The 14,793-nt window shown below is 66.0% G+C and carries 12 protein-coding genes; 2 read left to right on the top strand and 10 right to left on the bottom strand.

Features of this window, described 5'->3' with window-relative positions; translation table 11 throughout:
* Positions 1–30: 30 nt before the first annotated feature.
* The 10 genes from E5S69_RS25110 to rpsB all read right to left on the bottom strand — a co-directional run bounded on the left by E5S69_RS25110 (position 31) and on the right by rpsB (position 10,961).
* Positions 31–558, bottom strand: a complete 528-nt coding sequence (locus E5S69_RS25110; protein WP_171517165.1) for an OmpH family outer membrane protein — start codon at positions 556–558, stop codon at positions 31–33.
* A gap of 22 nt (positions 559–580) precedes the next feature.
* Entirely contained in the window at positions 581–2,914 is a 2,334-nt protein-coding gene (gene bamA, locus E5S69_RS25115; protein WP_171517166.1) for an outer membrane protein assembly factor BamA, read from the bottom strand.
* 99 nt (positions 2,915–3,013) lie between these two features.
* Positions 3,014–4,417 carry an RIP metalloprotease RseP gene (gene rseP / locus E5S69_RS25120; RefSeq protein WP_171517167.1) on the bottom strand — a complete coding sequence of 468 codons (1,404 nt, stop codon included), beginning with the start codon at positions 4,415–4,417 and terminating at the stop codon, positions 3,014–3,016.
* A 103-nt stretch (positions 4,418–4,520) separates the two neighbouring features.
* A complete protein-coding gene (gene ispC, locus E5S69_RS25125) occupies positions 4,521–5,702 on the bottom strand; it encodes a 1-deoxy-D-xylulose-5-phosphate reductoisomerase (RefSeq protein WP_171517168.1) in 1,182 nt (393 codons plus the stop codon).
* An 11-nt stretch (positions 5,703–5,713) separates the two neighbouring features.
* Positions 5,714–6,535, bottom strand: coding sequence for a phosphatidate cytidylyltransferase (locus tag E5S69_RS25130; protein ID WP_171517169.1), 822 nt, complete (start codon positions 6,533–6,535; stop codon positions 5,714–5,716).
* A 36-nt stretch (positions 6,536–6,571) separates the two neighbouring features.
* Positions 6,572–7,342, bottom strand: coding sequence for an isoprenyl transferase (locus E5S69_RS25135; protein WP_171517170.1), 771 nt, complete (start codon positions 7,340–7,342; stop codon positions 6,572–6,574).
* A 46-nt stretch (positions 7,343–7,388) separates the two neighbouring features.
* On the bottom strand, positions 7,389–7,949 hold the full coding sequence (gene frr, locus E5S69_RS25140) for a ribosome recycling factor (protein ID WP_171517171.1): 561 nt from the start codon (positions 7,947–7,949) through the stop codon (positions 7,389–7,391).
* A 115-nt stretch (positions 7,950–8,064) separates the two neighbouring features.
* Positions 8,065–8,775 (bottom strand): UMP kinase, encoded by a 711-nt coding sequence (gene pyrH / locus E5S69_RS25145; RefSeq protein WP_012352952.1) that lies wholly within the window; start codon positions 8,773–8,775, stop codon positions 8,065–8,067.
* A gap of 272 nt (positions 8,776–9,047) precedes the next feature.
* The gene (tsf, locus tag E5S69_RS25150) at positions 9,048–9,926 is read right to left on the bottom strand and encodes a translation elongation factor Ts (protein ID WP_171517172.1); all 879 of its coding nucleotides are present in this window, start codon (positions 9,924–9,926) and stop codon (positions 9,048–9,050) included.
* A gap of 291 nt (positions 9,927–10,217) precedes the next feature.
* Positions 10,218–10,961 (bottom strand): 30S ribosomal protein S2, encoded by a 744-nt coding sequence (rpsB, locus tag E5S69_RS25155; protein WP_116356606.1) that lies wholly within the window; start codon positions 10,959–10,961, stop codon positions 10,218–10,220.
* 337 nt (positions 10,962–11,298) lie between these two features.
* On the opposite strand from rpsB, the gene map reads away from it, so the two are divergent.
* Both map and E5S69_RS25165 read left to right on the top strand, forming a co-directional pair.
* Positions 11,299–12,117, top strand: coding sequence for a type I methionyl aminopeptidase (gene map, locus E5S69_RS25160; protein ID WP_171517173.1), 819 nt, complete (start codon positions 11,299–11,301; stop codon positions 12,115–12,117).
* A 77-nt stretch (positions 12,118–12,194) separates the two neighbouring features.
* A complete protein-coding gene (locus E5S69_RS25165) occupies positions 12,195–14,777 on the top strand; it encodes a [protein-PII] uridylyltransferase (protein ID WP_171517174.1) in 2,583 nt (860 codons plus the stop codon).
* Positions 14,778–14,793 lie beyond the last annotated feature (16 nt).

Consider the following 14,793-nt stretch of genomic DNA (forward strand, 5'->3'; position numbering starts at 1 on the left):
CGAACGAAGAACGAACGAAACGGCGGCGGCTTACTTGCCGCCGGCGTTCAGCACCTTCATCACGTCGTCGGTGATATCGATGCGCGGATTCACGTACACGGCTTCCTGCACGATCAGGTCGTACTTGCGCTGTTCGGCGAGCTGGCGGATCACGCGGTTGGCGCGCTCCAGCACCTGGGCCAGCTCCTCGTTGCGGCGCTGGTTCAGGTCCTCGCGGAATTCGCGCTGCTTGCGCTGGAACTCGCGGTCCAGATCAGCCACTTCGCGCTGGCGGCGCTGGCGGTCGGAGTCGGCCAGCACGGCCGTGTCCTTGTCCAGCTTGTCAGCCATGCCCTTGATCTTCTGGGCCATGTCCTGCAGTTCGCGATCGCGCTTGGAGAACTCCTGCTCCAGCTTGACTTGCGCCGCCTTGGCCGGCTGCGAATCGCGCAGGATGCGTTCGGAATTGACCGCGGCGATGCGCGCTTCCTGGGCCGAGGCCGGCATCGCGGCGCAGATCGCCGCGGTAGCGAGCGCGGCGGCGCCCAGGGACTTGACCAGTTTGAATGTTGTAGTCATGAAAACAGATCCTTTTTCAGAATCAGAATGCCGTGCCGATCTGGAACTGGAAGCGCTGGACCTTGTCGTTGTCGTCGCGCTTGAGCGGGAAGCCCATGCTGATCTTCAGCGGCCCGATTGGCGACAGCCACGACATGCCGAAGCCGGTCGAGTACTTCAGTTCGCTGAAGCTGAGCGGCTGGCCTTCCTGATAGACGTTACCGAAGTCAAAGAAGGTGAACAGGCGCAGCGTGCGGTCCACGCCGGAGCCCGGCAGCGGGAAGATGAACTCGACGTTGCCGATCATCTTCGAGGCGCCGCCCACCGGGTTGCCGTTCTGGTCCTTGGGGCCGAGCGTGCTGGTCTGGTAGCCGCGCACCGAGCCGATACCACCCGCGTAGAAGTACTTGAACACCGGGAACGGCGTGTTGCCGTAGCCGTGGCCGTAGGCGACTTCACCATTCAGCGCCAGGGTGAAAGCCTTCGAGATCGGGTAGAAGTACTGCTGCTGCACGCTGGCGCGGTAATACTGCGTATCGCCGCCCGGCAGGCCGACTTCCAGGTTGGCCTGGGTGTACGGGCCCTTGGTCGGGACCAGCGCGCTGTCGCGGCGGTCGCGCGCCCAGCCGATCGTGAACGGGAAGTTGTTGATGCCGTCGCCCGAGCTCTTGCCGATCTTGTTGAGCCAGTCGGTGTACTGGGTCGGCGTGTTGACCGAGGTGTACACCTGGGTACGTTCGTAGCCGATGCCGAAGAACACGGTGTCGACTTCCGAGAACGGCACGCCGAACTTGAAGCCGCCGCCAGCCGACACGATCTTGTAGTCCTGGTCGCCGGTGTAGTACAGCGGGCGCGAGGTACGGTAGTAGATATCGGTCGAGCGGCTGATGCCGTCCACCGTGAAGTACGGGTCGTACTGCGTCAGCGCGATGGTACGGAACGACTTGGCGGTGTTCACGTCCAGGCCCAGGCTGGTGCCCGAGCCGAACACGTTGTCCTGGCGCAGGCCGGCCTGCAGCACCAGCTTGTCGGTGGACGAAAAGCCCACGCCAAGGCTGATCTGGCCAGTCGGCTTTTCGGTCACGTTGACGTTGACATCGACCTGGTCGGGCGCGCCGGGCACGTCCTCGGTGGTGATGTTGGTGTCGGTGAAGTAGCCGGTACGGTTGATACGCGCCTGCGACTGCGTCAGCTTTTCGCTGTCGAACCACGAGCTTTCCATCTGGCGCATCTCGCGCCGCACCACTTCGTCGCGGGTCTTGCTGTTGCCCACCACGTTGACGCGGCGCACGTAGACGCGGCGGCCCGGATCGACCATCAGGGTCAGCGCGACTTCACGCTTTTCCTTGTCGATCTGCGGTTGCGGGTTGATGGTGGTGAACGCGTAGCCATAGGTGCCGAGCAGGTCGGTAATGGCCTTGGTGCTCTGCGTCAGCTTCTCGGACGAGAAAATATCGCCCTTCTTCAGCTGCAGCAGCTTTTCCATTTCCTCCTGCTTGCCCAGCAGTTCGCCCGCCAGGCGCACCTCGGACACCTTGTACTGGTCGCCTTCCTTGATGTTCAGCGTCAGGAAGATGTCTTTCTTGTCGGGCGTGATGGAAACTTGGGTCGACTCGATCGCGAATTCCAGGTAGCCGCGGTTCAGGTAGTACGAGCGCAGCGCTTCCAGGTCGGCGGTCAGCTTCTGCTTCGAGTACAGGTCGTTCTTGGTGTACCACGACAGCCAGTTGGGGGTGGACAGCTGCATCTCGTCGCGCAGCGTGCTTTCCTTGAACGCCTTGTTGCCGACGATATTGATCTGGCGGATCTTGGCGACCGGACCCTCGTCGACGTTGAACACCACCGAGACGCGGTTGCGGTCCACCGGCGTGATCGTGGTCTGCACGTCGGCGGCATAGTAGCCGCGCGCGACGTACTGGCGCTTGAGCTCCTGCTCGGCCTTGTCGATCAGTGCCTTGTCGTAGTAGCGGGCTTCGGCCACGCCGACCGCGCGCAGCGAGCGGCGCAGCGTGTCCTTGTCGAATTCCTTGATGCCGACGAACTCGAGCTGCGAAATCGCCGGACGCTCTTCGACCTGCACCACCAGCACGCCTTCCTCGGCGCGGATCTGCACGTCCTTGAAGAAGCCGGTATTGTAGAGGGCACGGATCGCGTCGGCGCCCTTGTCATCGGTGAAGGTTTCACCGACCCGCACCGGCAGGTAGCCAAACACGGTACCCGGTTCGACGCGTTGCAGTCCCTCAACGCGGATGTCCCTGACGACGAACGGATCGGCAGCCCAGCCCGCCGGGCTCCAGGCTGCAATAACGGCACTCGCCAGCAAGCCCAGCGAAATGCGCTTATGTCTGATCAATGTTGATCCCCTCTTTGATTCCATCCAGGATTGCGCTCCGATGCCTCATTGGACTGCGCCTGGCAAATGGCGTCCCCGGCGACGGTGTCCGACGACACCACCACCCCTTGCCGACACACGTTTCTAGCCGTTCGCCAGAAACATTCGGCTGACGTCATTGAACAAAGCGAGCGAAGTCAGGAGCAAGATGCAAGCAATGCCAACCTTCTGCAGCATTGCCTGCCAGTGGTCTGGGACGGGCCGGCCAGTCAAAAATTCCACGCAATAATACAGCAAATGCCCCCCATCCAGAACCGGAATGGGTAACAAATTGAGTACGCCGAGACTAACGCTGACCAGCGCCAGGAAGCCGACAAAGGCTTGTATGCCGAGGTTTGCGGCACGCCCGGCGTAGTCCGCCACGGTCAGCGGCCCGCTCAGGTTCTGCAGCGATGCCTGCCCCACCAGCATCTTGCCCAGCAGCTTGAGCGACAGCGCGCTGGTGTCCCAGACCTGCCCCACCGCGCGCGCCAGCGCCTGGTCCGGCCGGTAGCGCACGGTCTCCATCTGCACCGCCTGGCTGAGCGCCGCGCCCAGCTTGCCCGAAGGCGCCGCGCTGGCGCCGCTCGCGTCCTTGGCGCCGTAGCGCGGCGCGGCGGTGTCGAGCGTGACCGGCACCTCCAGGCGCTGGCCGTTGCGCTCGATGCCGAGCGTCACGGCCTGCCCCGGCTGGCTGCGCACCGCCTTGATCAGGGCGCTGGCCTGCGTCAGCGGACTGCCCTGCCAGGCCACGATGCGGTCGCCCTTGCGCAGCCCGGCGCGCTCCGCCGCCGAATCCGGCAGCACCTCGGTGATCGTCACCGGTCCGCCCTTCAGGTTCAGGCCCAGCGTGGCCAGCGGATCCTGCTCGGGATTGCCGCCGGTATTTGGCAGGCGCGGCAGCGTGACATCGCGCTCGGCGCCGTCGGCACCGCGCACGTGCAGCACCGCGCGCGCATCGCCGAAACCTTCGGCAAACACCGCCATGCGCAGGTCGTTCCAGGAGCGGACCGGCTCGGTGTGGTCGTTGGCGGTCAGGGACAGCACCCGGTCGCCGTCGCGCACGCCGGCCTGCGCCGCCATGGTGCCGGCCGCAGGCGCCGCCACCACCGGCACGGGTTCGCGCATGCCGCCAGCGAACAGCGCGAAATACAGCACGATCGCCAGCGCGAAATTGGCCAGCGGACCGGCAGCGACGATCGCAAAGCGCTTGCCCACCGGCTGGCGGTTGAAGGCGCGCGGCAGGTCGGCCGCGTCGATGGGGGCGTCGCGCGCGGGATCGAGCTCGCGCTCGTCGAGCATCTTGACGTAACCACCCAGCGGGATCGCCGCCACCGTCCACTCGGTGCGGTCGCGGCTTTTCGAGATCCAGCGCAGCAGCGGCCGCCCGAAGCCGATGGAAAAACGCAGCACCTTCACGCCGCAGGCGCGCGCGGCCAGGTAGTGACCCATCTCGTGCACGTAGATCAGCACGCACAGGGCAACGATGAAAGCGAGTACGGTTTGCATGGTGCGGGACGTCGGTAAGATCGCTGGGGCGGCATGCGCGGTCCGCGGGAGACCGGCCGGCGCAGCCGCTATTGTCGCAGATGCGGCAGACCGGCCCGCCGCATCAGCGGGCGGTGGCCCGTGCGGCTACGGCGACCCTGGCAGCCGCGCGCGCCAGCGCGTCGGCCGAGAGCACGGCCTCGAGCGTATCGGCGGATCCGCCCGGTGCTTGCTCCAGCACTTGTCGCACGATGCCGGCGATATCGGTAAAGCGTACCTGACCGGTTAAAAATGCCTCAACCGCTACCTCATTGGCGGCGTTGAGCACCGCCGGCGCCACTCCCGCCGCCCGCAACGCGTCGAAGGCCAATCCCAGGCACGGGAACCGCACCAGGTCCGGCTTCTCGAAATGCAGGCCGCCGGCGCTGGTCAGGTCGAGCGGAGTCACGCCCGCGTCGATCCGTTCCGGATAGGCCAGGCCATAGGCAATCGGCGTGCGCATGTCCGGGTTGCCCAGCTGCGCCAGCACCGAGCCATCGGCGTAGGCCACCATCGAATGCACGATGCTCTGCGGGTGGATCAGCACCTCGATACGCTCGGCCGGGGCGCCGAACAGCCAATGCGCCTCGATCACCTCGAGGCCCTTGTTCATCATGGTGGCCGAATCCACCGAGATCTTGCGGCCCATGACCCAGTTGGGGTGGGCGCAGGCCTGGTCGGGCGAGATATCGTGCAGCGTGGCCGGATCGCGCGTGCGGAAGGGCCCGCCCGAGGCGGTCAGCAGCACCTTGGCCACGCCGCGCCCATAGCGCGGGTCGTCGGCGGGCAGGCACTGGAAGATGGCGTTGTGCTCGCTGTCGATCGGCAGCAGCGTGGCGCCATGCTCGCGCACCGCGTCCATGAAGATGCGGCCGGACATCACCAGCGCTTCCTTGTTGGCCAGCAGCACGCGCTTGCCCGCGCGCGCGGCCGCCAGCGTCGGGCGCAGGCCCGCCGCGCCGACGATCGCGGCCATCACCGCATCGACCTGCGCATCGGCAGCGATGGCTTCCAGCGCGGCTTCGCCGTAGCTGACCTCGGTGGCCACGCCCGCAGCGCGCAGCAGCGTTTCCAGCTCCTGCGCCGCCGCGGCCGTTCCCACCACGGCGCGCGCCGGGCGGAACTCGATGCACTGGTCGGCCAGCTTGCGCACCTGTCGGTGGGCGCTGAGCGCATGCGCCGCGTAACGGCCGGGATGGCGCCGGATCACGTCGAGCGTGCTTTCTCCGATGGAGCCGGTGGCGCCCAGGATGGTGATGCGATGCATGGCAGACGGCTTCAGAGAAAAATCAGCATCAGGGCGGCCAGCGGGAATACCGGCAGCAAGGCGTCGATGCGGTCCAGCACGCCACCGTGGCCAGGCAGCAGGCGGCTGCTGTCCTTCTTGCCGACCTGGCGCTTGAGCAGGGATTCGAACAGGTCGCCGACCACGCTCGCCGCGACCAGCAGCGTGGTCAGCGCCGCGACGAAGCCGAGGCCGCCGCGGTCGCCCATCGCGGAAAACCAGGTCGGGGCAAAGGCGTGGGTGGCGGCCAGCGCGAGGCCGATCGCCAGCGCCAGCACCCAGCCGCCAATGGCGCCCTCCCAGGACTTGCCCGGGCTGATCCCGGGCGCCAGCTTGCGCCGGCCGATCGCCTTGCCGGTGAAATACGCGCCGATATCGGCGGCCCATACCAGCACGGCGGCGGTCAGCAGCACGCCGATGCCGGCGCCGCGCAGGATCATGGTGGCATGGGCAAACGCGGGCAGCATCACCAGCCCCAGCACCACGCCCAGCGCCGTGAAGGCCGGGGTGGCGGTGCGCACGCCGCGCGCCAGCAGCATCACCGCCACGCCCCAGCACACTACCGCGGCCTCCAGCAGCCAAGTCGTGGCGTGGCGCAGCGGCAGGTCATGCCAGGCGATGGTGGCGATCAGGCAGGCCAGCGCATAGACATAGGGCCACGGCCCGCGCAGTCCGATCAGGCGGCCGAATTCCCAGCCGGCCAGCAGCACGATCACGCCGAGCAGTCCCGCCAGGCCCGCCGGCGGCGCCAGGAACAGGATCGGCAGGATCAGCAGCAACAGGCACAGGGCGGTGATGACGCGGGTGAGGAGCATGCGCTGCGGTCCCGTGAAAGGTTGGAGTAGCCGGTCTCAGGCGGTACCCGAAAGTCCCGGCGCGACCAGCTGCGCGCTGGTGCGGCCGAAGCGGCGTTCGCGCTGGCGGTACGAGGCGAAGGCCTTGTCGAGTTCCGCGGCGTCGAAATCCGGCCAGTAGACGTCGGTGAAATACAGCTCGGAATAGGCGAGCTGCCACAGCAGGAAATTGCTGATGCGCTGTTCGCCGCCGGTACGGATGAACAGGTCCGGCTCCGGCGCATAGGCCATGGCCAGGTGCGGTGCCAGCATCGATTCGTCGATGGTTTCGGGATCGAGCATGGGCGAGCGCGCCAGCATCTTGCGCATGGCCTGCAGCAGGTCCCAGCGCCCACCGTAGTTGGCGGCGATGGTGACGGTCAGGCCGGTATTGCCGGCGGTGCGCGCCTCGGCATCGCGGATCAGCCGCTGGATGCGCGGGCTGAAGCGGCTCAGGTCACCCACCACCCGCAGCCGGATGTTGTTGGCGTGCATCTTCACCACTTCGCGCCGCAGCGACATCATGAACAGCCGCATCAGGAACGTGACCTCGTCCGCCGGACGGCGCCAGTTCTCGGAGCTGAACGCGAACAGCGTCAGGTACTGCACGCCCCGGGCGGCGCAGGCTTCCACCACCGCGCGCACAGCGTCCAGCCCCCGGCTGTGTCCCGCCACGCGCGGCAGATGCCGCTGGGTCGCCCAGCGGCCGTTGCCGTCCATGATGATGGCAAGGTGCCTGGGCACGTAGGAAGTATCGGGTACGGCAAGCGTCGAGCTGATGTGCTGCATGGGCGTGAGACGGTCGCTGACAGTCCCGGCAAGGCCGGGACGGGCGTCAGACCGTCATGATCTCCTTCTCTTTTTCGGCGACCATCTTGTCGATCTCGGCCACGTACTTGTCGGTCAGTTTCTGCACCTCGTCCTGGCCGCGGCGCTCGTCGTCTTCGGAAATGGTCTTGTCCTTGACCAGCTTCTTGAACTGCTCGTTGGCATCGCGGCGCAGGTTGCGCACCGCCACCTTGGCACCCTCGGCCTCGCCCTTCACGACCTTGGTCAGCTCCTTGCGGCGCTCTTCGGTCAGTGCCGGCATCGGCACACGGATCACTTCGCCCATGGTGGCCGGATTCAGGCCAAGGTCGCAATCGCGGATCGCCTTCTCGACCGCGCCCACCATTTTCTTTTCCCACGGCTGCACCGTGATGGTACGGGCATCGGCCAGGCCGATCGCCGCCACCTGGCTGATCGGCACCATCGAGCCGTAGTAATCCACCTGAACGTGGTCGAGCAGGCCGGTATGGGCACGGCCGGTGCGGATCTTAGCCAGATCGGCCTTGAAGGCATCGATCGACTTCTGCATTTTCTGCTCGGCGCTCTTCTTTGTGTCGGCGACGCTCATTTTTACCTCCGGAAATCAGCCAACCAAGATCCCCTCTGGTGGGGATCGAAAATGAATCATTCTACTCTTTGCCCGGCCGGATACCAGCGCCGCGGCGCGGCATCCGTTATCGGACTCACACATGCACCAGGGTACCTTCGTCCTCGCCCAGGATGACGCGCTTGAGCGCGCCGGGCTTCACGATCGAGAACACCTTGATCGGCAGCTTCTGGTCGCGGCACAGCGCAAAGGCGGTGGCGTCCATCACCTGCAGGTTGCGCGAGATGGCCTCGTCGAAGCTGATGGTGGTGTAGCGCGTGGCGCTGGGATCCTTCTTCGGGTCGGCGGTGTACACGCCGTCGACCTTGGTCGCCTTCAGCACGATCTCGGCGCCGATCTCGGAGCCGCGCAGCGCGGCCGCGGTGTCGGTAGTGAAGAAGGGATTGCCGGTGCCGGCGGCGAAGATCACCACCTTGCCCTCTTCCAGCTGGCGGATCGCGCGCGGGCGGATATAGGGCTCGACCACCTGGTCCATGCGCAGCGCCGACTGCACGCGGCCTTCGATATTGGCGTGGCGCATTGCATCTTGCAGTGCCAGCGCGTTCATCATGGTGGCCAGCATGCCCATGTAGTCGGCGGTCGCGCGATCCATGCCGGCCGCGCCGCCCGCGACGCCGCGGAAGATATTGCCGCCGCCGATCACCACCGCCACCTGCACGCCGAGCTTCACGATCTCGGCAATGTCGTTCACCATCGCCTCGATGGTGGAGCGGTTGATGCCGAAGGCATCGTCGCCCATCAGGGCTTCACCGGACAGTTTCAGAAGGACGCGCTTGTAGGCTGGCATGTTCACCCTCGGAAGGAGCAGTTCGCTCGGTTGAGACGATACTGAGACGTATGTTTTGGCACCGGCGGCACGGGTCATGGTGCCGCCGGCAGGAGAAAGCCGGTTTTCGGGGTGCCCCGGCCTGGACCGGACCACCGCGGAAACGGACTGTTGCAGTGCAACGGCGGCTGCGCCGCGCTGCACTACTTATGCAGAGGGGCACCTTGCGGCGCCCCTGCGGCATTATAGGCGCCCGGACCCGCCCCGACGGGCAGTCCGCGGCGCCCCGGACCTCAGCCCTTCTGGGCAGCGGCCACCTGGGCGGCCACTTCAGCGGCGAAGTCGTCCTGCTTCTTCTCGATGCCTTCGCCCACGACGTAGAGCGTGAAGCCCTTCACGGTCGTGTTGGCGGCCTTCAGCATCTGCTCGACGGTCTGCTTGTCGTTCTTCACGAACGGCTGGTTGAACAGCGAGACCTCCTTCAGGTACTTCTGCACCGAACCCTCGACCATCTTGGCGACGATCTCGGCCGGCTTGCCCGACTCGGCAGCCTTCTGCTCGGCGATGCTGCGCTCCTTGGCGATCAGGTCGGCGGGGACCTGCTCGGCCGACAGCGACACCGGCTTCATCGCGGCCACGTGCATGGCGACGTCCTTGGCGGCGGCTTCGTCGCCGTCGAACTCGACCATCACGCCGATGCGGGTGCCGTGCAGGTACGAAACCAGCTTGCCGCCATTGGCGTAGCGGACAAAGCGGCGGATCGTCAGGTTCTCGCCGATCTTGCCGATCAGCGCGGTACGGGTCGCTTCAACGCTGACGCCGTCGATTTCCAGCGCCGACAGCGCGGCCACGTCGGCCGGGTTCTGCTTGGCGATCAGTTCGGCGACCTTGGCCGAGAAGGCCAGGAAGTCGTCGTTCTTGGAGACGAAATCGGTCTCGCAGTTCAGTTCGACCAGCACGCCGGTGGTGCCGTCGATGAACGAAGCGACCACGCCTTCGGCGGTCACGCGCGAGGCGGCCTTGCTGGCCTTGTTGCCGAGCTTGACGCGCAGCAGCTCTTCGGCCTTGTTCAGGTCGCCGTCGGCCTCGGTCAGGGCCTTCTTGCATTCCATCATCGGCGCGTCGGTCTTCGCGCGCAGTTCTGCAACCATGCTTGCGGTAATTGCCGCCATTTGTCACTCCTTGAATGGTTCGCGCCGGCTGCCGGCAGTCGCCCGCGGCACCCGGTCGGTGGGTCTACAGCGCACCCGCGGCAGATGCTGCCTGCGGCGGATGACAACAATTCAACATTCAAAAAAAGGGGGCGCCAGATGTGCCCCCTTCTATTGCCCTTCCTGCCGGCTGCCGGCGTCCCCCGGCTTTGGCCTTGCGCGCAGCCCGCGGTGGCGGGCGGCAAGCGTTGCTTATCGGTCTGGTGACGATGCGCGCTAGGGTTTCCTTTCCGGCAGCGGGGCGCGGGGCGATCAGCCTTCCTGCACTTCGACGAATTCGTCGTCGCCGCGGGCGGCTTCAACCACTTCCTGCACGGCGTTGGCACGGCCTTCCAGGATGGCGTCAGCCACGCCGCGCACGTACAGGGCCACGGCCTTGCTCGAGTCGTCGTTGCCCGGGATCACGTAATCGATGCCTTCCGGCGAGTGGTTGGTATCGACCACGCCGATCACGGGGATGCCCAGCTTGTTGGCTTCGGTCACGGCAATCTTGTGGTAGCCGACGTCGACCACGAAGATCGCGTCAGGCACGCCGCCCATGTCCTTGATGCCGCCGATCGACTTCTCCAGCTTCATCATCTCGCGCTCGAACATCAGCGCTTCCTTCTTGCTCATGGTTTCCAGCGCGCCGGCTTCCTTGGCGGCTTCCATGTCCTTCAGGCGCTTGATCGAGATCTTGACCGTCTTGAAGTTGGTCAGCATGCCGCCGAGCCAGCGGGCGTCGACGTAGGGCATGCCGGCACGGCCAGCTTCTTCAGCCAGGATTTCGCGCGATTGGCGCTTGGTGCCCACGAAAAGGATGGTGCCGCGATTGGCCGCCAGCTGACGCACGTACTTCATGGCGTCCTGGAACATCGGCAGCGTCTTTTCGAGGTTGATGATGTGGATCTTGTTGCGATGGCCGAAGATGAAGGGGGCCATCTTCGGGTTCCAGAAGCGGGTCTGGTGGCCGAAGTGGCAACCGGCTTCCAGCATTTCGCGCATGGTCACGGACATGTAAATCTCCAAAGGGTTAGGTCTGAAGCCCGCCCCGACATTCCTGAAAAGGAACACCCCGGATAGGCGGGCCAGCGATTTCAAGCGGCAGGAAAGGCCCTGCCAAATAACTGAACCGGGCGGCGCAATTGCTGCGACGCAACCAGATCAGCCCGCTATTGTAGCAACAAAAGTGCCGCCGGCTCAAGCCGGCCCCGGCCTCTCCCGCCTCTGGCGCCCTCGTCCCCGGCGGCCGGAACAGGCTGCGATCCGGCCTCGATGGTGCGATAATCCCACTTTGATCCTTCGATTCCGGCGTGGCCAGTGGCCACGTCATCACTTTTTCTGGCGACGCAGCATGAGCATTTACCTGAACACCGCCGAAGACATCGCCCACATGCGCGTGGCTTGCCGCCTTGCCTCCGAAGTCCTCGACTACATCACGCCCTTCGTGCAACCCGGCGTCACTACCGGCGAACTCGACCGCCTGTGCCACGCCTACATGCGCGACGTGCAGGGCACGGTGCCGGCGCCGCTGAATTATGCGCCTCCGGGCTACCCGCCCTTCCCCGGCGCGATCTGCACTTCGGTCAACGACGTGATCTGCCACGGCATTCCGGGCGAGCGCGTGCTCAAGAGCGGCGACGCCATTAACCTGGACATCACCGTCATCACCAAGGACGGGTACTACGGCGACACCAGCCGCATGTTCATCGTCGGCGAGGGCTCGATCCTGGCCAAGCGCCTGGCGCAGGTGACGTATGAATGCATGTGGAAGGGCATCGCGCAAGTGCGCCATGGTGCGCGCCTCGGCGATATCGGCCATGCCATCCAGGTGCATGCGGAAGCCGCCGGCTACAGCGTGGTGCGCGAGTACTGCGGCCATGGCATCGGCAAGAACTTCCATGAGGACCCGCAGATCCTGCACTATGGCCGCCCCGGCACCGGCGCCGAGATCAAAGCTGGCATGATCTTCACGGTGGAGCCGATGATCAACGCCGGCAAGCGCGAGATCCGCACCATGCCCGACCAGTGGACCGTAAAGACCCGCGACCGCAGCCTGTCGGCGCAGTGGGAGCACACGGTGCTGGTCACCGAGACCGGCTACGAGGTGCTGACGGTGTCCGCCGGCACCCCGGCGCCGCCGGCGTTCATTACCGATTCCGTGGCGGCCTGATGCCGCACCGAAGCCAGGGCGCCTGACCGGGCGCCCTTCTTTTTCCAGCCGTGCCCACGAACCATCCCGCCACCTCCATGGACACCACGCCGGAACTGCTGCTGGCCGCGCGCGTGCGCGACCAGCTCAAAGCCGACAAGCAGGCGCTGTTTGCGGACTTCAACGCCAGCGCCAACGCCGCCACGCTGACCACGCGGCTGCGCCGCGCCGTCGATGGCGCGCTGAGCGAGGCATGGCGCGGGCTGGCCATGCCCGCGGACGCGGCGCTGGTGGCGGTGGGCGGCTACGGCCGCGGCGAACTGTTCCCGTATTCGGACGTCGACGTGCTGCTGTTGCTGCCGGCCGAGCCCGACCGCGACACCGCCGGCAAGCTGGAACGCTTTATCGGACTGTGCTGGGACCTGGGGCTGGAAATCGGCTCGGCCGTGCGCACGGTGGACGACTGCATCCGCGAATCGCGCCAGGACGTGACCATCCAGACCTCGTTGCTGGAAGCACGGCTGCTGACCGGCAACCGCAAGCTGTTCGAGGCGCTGCGCAGCCGCTACCAGGCCAACCTGGACCCGGCTGCGTTCTTCCAGGCCAAGCTGCTGGAAATGCGCCAGCGCCACGCCAAGTACCAGGACACGCCCTATGCGCTCGAGCCCAACTGCAAGGAAAGCCCGGGGGGCCTGCGCGACCTGCAGGTGATCCTGTGGATGACCAAGGCCGCGGGCCTCGGCGACAGCTGGAAGGAATTGTTCGAGAAGGGCCTGCTGACGCGCCGCGAGGCCCAGGAACTGGCCCGCAACGAGCGCCTGCTGAAGATCATCCGCGCGCGCCTGCACCTGGTGGCCGGGCGCCGCCAGGACGTGCTGGTGTTCGACCTGCAGACCGCGCTGGCCGAGTCCTTCGGCTACCGCCAGAACAACAACAAGCGCGCCAGCGAACAGCTGATGCGCCGCTATTACTGGGCCGCCAAGGCGGTCACGCAGCTCAACAGCGTGCTGCTGCTCAATATCGAGGCCATGCTGTTCCCGAGCGAGTCGCAGGTGACGCGCGTGCTCAACGAACGCTTCGTCGAGCGCCAGGGCATGCTGGAGATCACCAGCGATGACGTGTACGAGCGCGACCCGCACGCCATCCTCGAAACCTTCCTGCTGTACCAGCGCACCCCCGGCGTGAAGGGCCTCGCGCCGCGCACGCTGCGCGGGCTGTACAACGCGCGCACGGTGATGAATGTGCACTGGCGCAACGACGCCGAGAACCGCCGCCTGTTCCTGGCCATCATGCAGGAGCCGCAGGGCATCACCCACGCGCTGCGACTGATGAACCAGACCAGCGTGCTGGGCCGCTACCTGATCAACTTCCGCCGCATCGTCGGCCAGATGCAGCACGACCTGTTCCACGTCTATACGGTGGACCAGCACATCCTGATGGTGGTGCGCAACATGCGCCGTTTCGCCATCGTCGAGCACACCCACGAGTTCCCGTTCTGCAGCCAGCTGATGGCCAGTTTCGACAAGCCCTGGGTGCTGTGGGTGGCGGCGCTGTTCCATGACATCGCCAAGGGCCGCGGCGGCGACCATTCCCGGCTCGGCACCGTCGATGCGCGCCGCTTCTGCAAGCAGCACGGCATTGCGCGCGAAGATGCCGACCTGATCTGCTGGCTGGTCGAGCACCACCTCACCATGAGCCACGTCGCGCAGAAGCAGGACCTGACCGATCCGGACGTGGTCCACGCCTTTGCCGAAGTGGTCGGCAGCGAACGCTACCTGACCGCGCTCTACCTGCTGACCGTGGCCGATATCCGCGGCACCAGCCCCAAGGTGTGGAATGCCTGGAAGGGCAAGCTGCTGGAAGACCTGTACCACATCACGCTGCGCGTGCTGGGCGGCGCGCGCGTCGATTCGCATTCGCTCTGGTCGCAGCGCAAGGCAGACACCATCTCGGAACTGCGCCTGAAAGCCTTCGACCCGGCGCTGGGCAAGTCGCTGTGGGCGCAGCTGGACGTGGCCTTCTTCCTGCGCCACGATTCGCACGATATCGCCTGGCTGACGCGCCACCTGTACAACAAGGTGGACAGCCCCGTGCCGGTGGTCAAGGCGCGCGTGTCGCCTGCCGGCGAAGGCTTGCAGGTGGCGGTGTACATCAAGGACCAGCCCGACCTGTTCGCGCGCATCTGCGGCTACTTCGAGCGCAAGGCGTTCTCGATCCAGGACGCCAAGATCCACACCACGCGCCACGGCTATGCGCTGGACACGTTCCAGGTCACCGATCCCGGCATGGCCGGCGACGGCGGCAACTATCGCGACATCATCGCGCTGGTGGAGCACGAGCTGTGCGAGCGGCTGCGCCTGCAAGGCGCGCTGCCCGAGCCCACGCAGGGACGGCTGTCGCGCCAATCGCGTAGCTTCCCGATCAAGCCGCGCGTCGACCTGCGCCCGGACGAGCGCGGGCAGTATTACCTGCTGTCGCTGTCCGCCAACGACCGCACCGGCCTGCTGTACGCCATCGCCCGCGTACTGGCACGGCATCGCGTGTCCGTGCACACGGCACGCATCAACACCCTGGGCGAACGCGTCGAAGACGTGTTCCTGGTCGACGGCAGCCGCCTGGCCGCCGACAACCGATTGCAGATTCAGCTTGAACAGGACTTGCTCGCCGCCCTCGCGATCTGAGGCGGCGGGCCAGCAT

Origin of the sequence: Cupriavidus necator (assembly GCF_013141915.1) — a bacterium.
GTDB classification, from domain to species: Bacteria; Pseudomonadota; Gammaproteobacteria; order Burkholderiales; family Burkholderiaceae; genus Cupriavidus; species Cupriavidus necator_B.

Bases quoted from the DNA above. Each gene is read 5' to 3' on its own strand.
- E5S69_RS25110 (WP_171517165.1), bottom strand. From the start codon at position 558: ATGACTACAACATTCAAACTGGTCAAGTCCCTGGGCGCCGCCGCGCTC.
- bamA (WP_171517166.1), bottom strand. From the start codon at position 2,914: ATGGAATCAAAGAGGGGATCAACATTGATCAGACATAAGCGCATTTCG.
- rseP (WP_171517167.1), bottom strand. From the start codon at position 4,417: ATGCAAACCGTACTCGCTTTCATCGTTGCCCTGTGCGTGCTGATCTAC.
- ispC (WP_171517168.1), bottom strand. From the start codon at position 5,702: ATGCATCGCATCACCATCCTGGGCGCCACCGGCTCCATCGGAGAAAGC.
- E5S69_RS25130 (WP_171517169.1), bottom strand. From the start codon at position 6,535: ATGCTCCTCACCCGCGTCATCACCGCCCTGTGCCTGTTGCTGCTGATC.
- E5S69_RS25135 (WP_171517170.1), bottom strand. From the start codon at position 7,342: ATGCAGCACATCAGCTCGACGCTTGCCGTACCCGATACTTCCTACGTG.
- frr (WP_171517171.1), bottom strand. From the start codon at position 7,949: ATGAGCGTCGCCGACACAAAGAAGAGCGCCGAGCAGAAAATGCAGAAG.
- pyrH (WP_012352952.1), bottom strand. From the start codon at position 8,775: ATGCCAGCCTACAAGCGCGTCCTTCTGAAACTGTCCGGTGAAGCCCTG.
- tsf (WP_171517172.1), bottom strand. From the start codon at position 9,926: ATGGCGGCAATTACCGCAAGCATGGTTGCAGAACTGCGCGCGAAGACC.
- rpsB (WP_116356606.1), bottom strand. From the start codon at position 10,961: ATGTCCGTGACCATGCGCGAAATGCTGGAAGCCGGTTGCCACTTCGGC.
- map (WP_171517173.1), top strand. From the start codon at position 11,299: ATGAGCATTTACCTGAACACCGCCGAAGACATCGCCCACATGCGCGTG.
- E5S69_RS25165 (WP_171517174.1), top strand. From the start codon at position 12,195: ATGGACACCACGCCGGAACTGCTGCTGGCCGCGCGCGTGCGCGACCAG.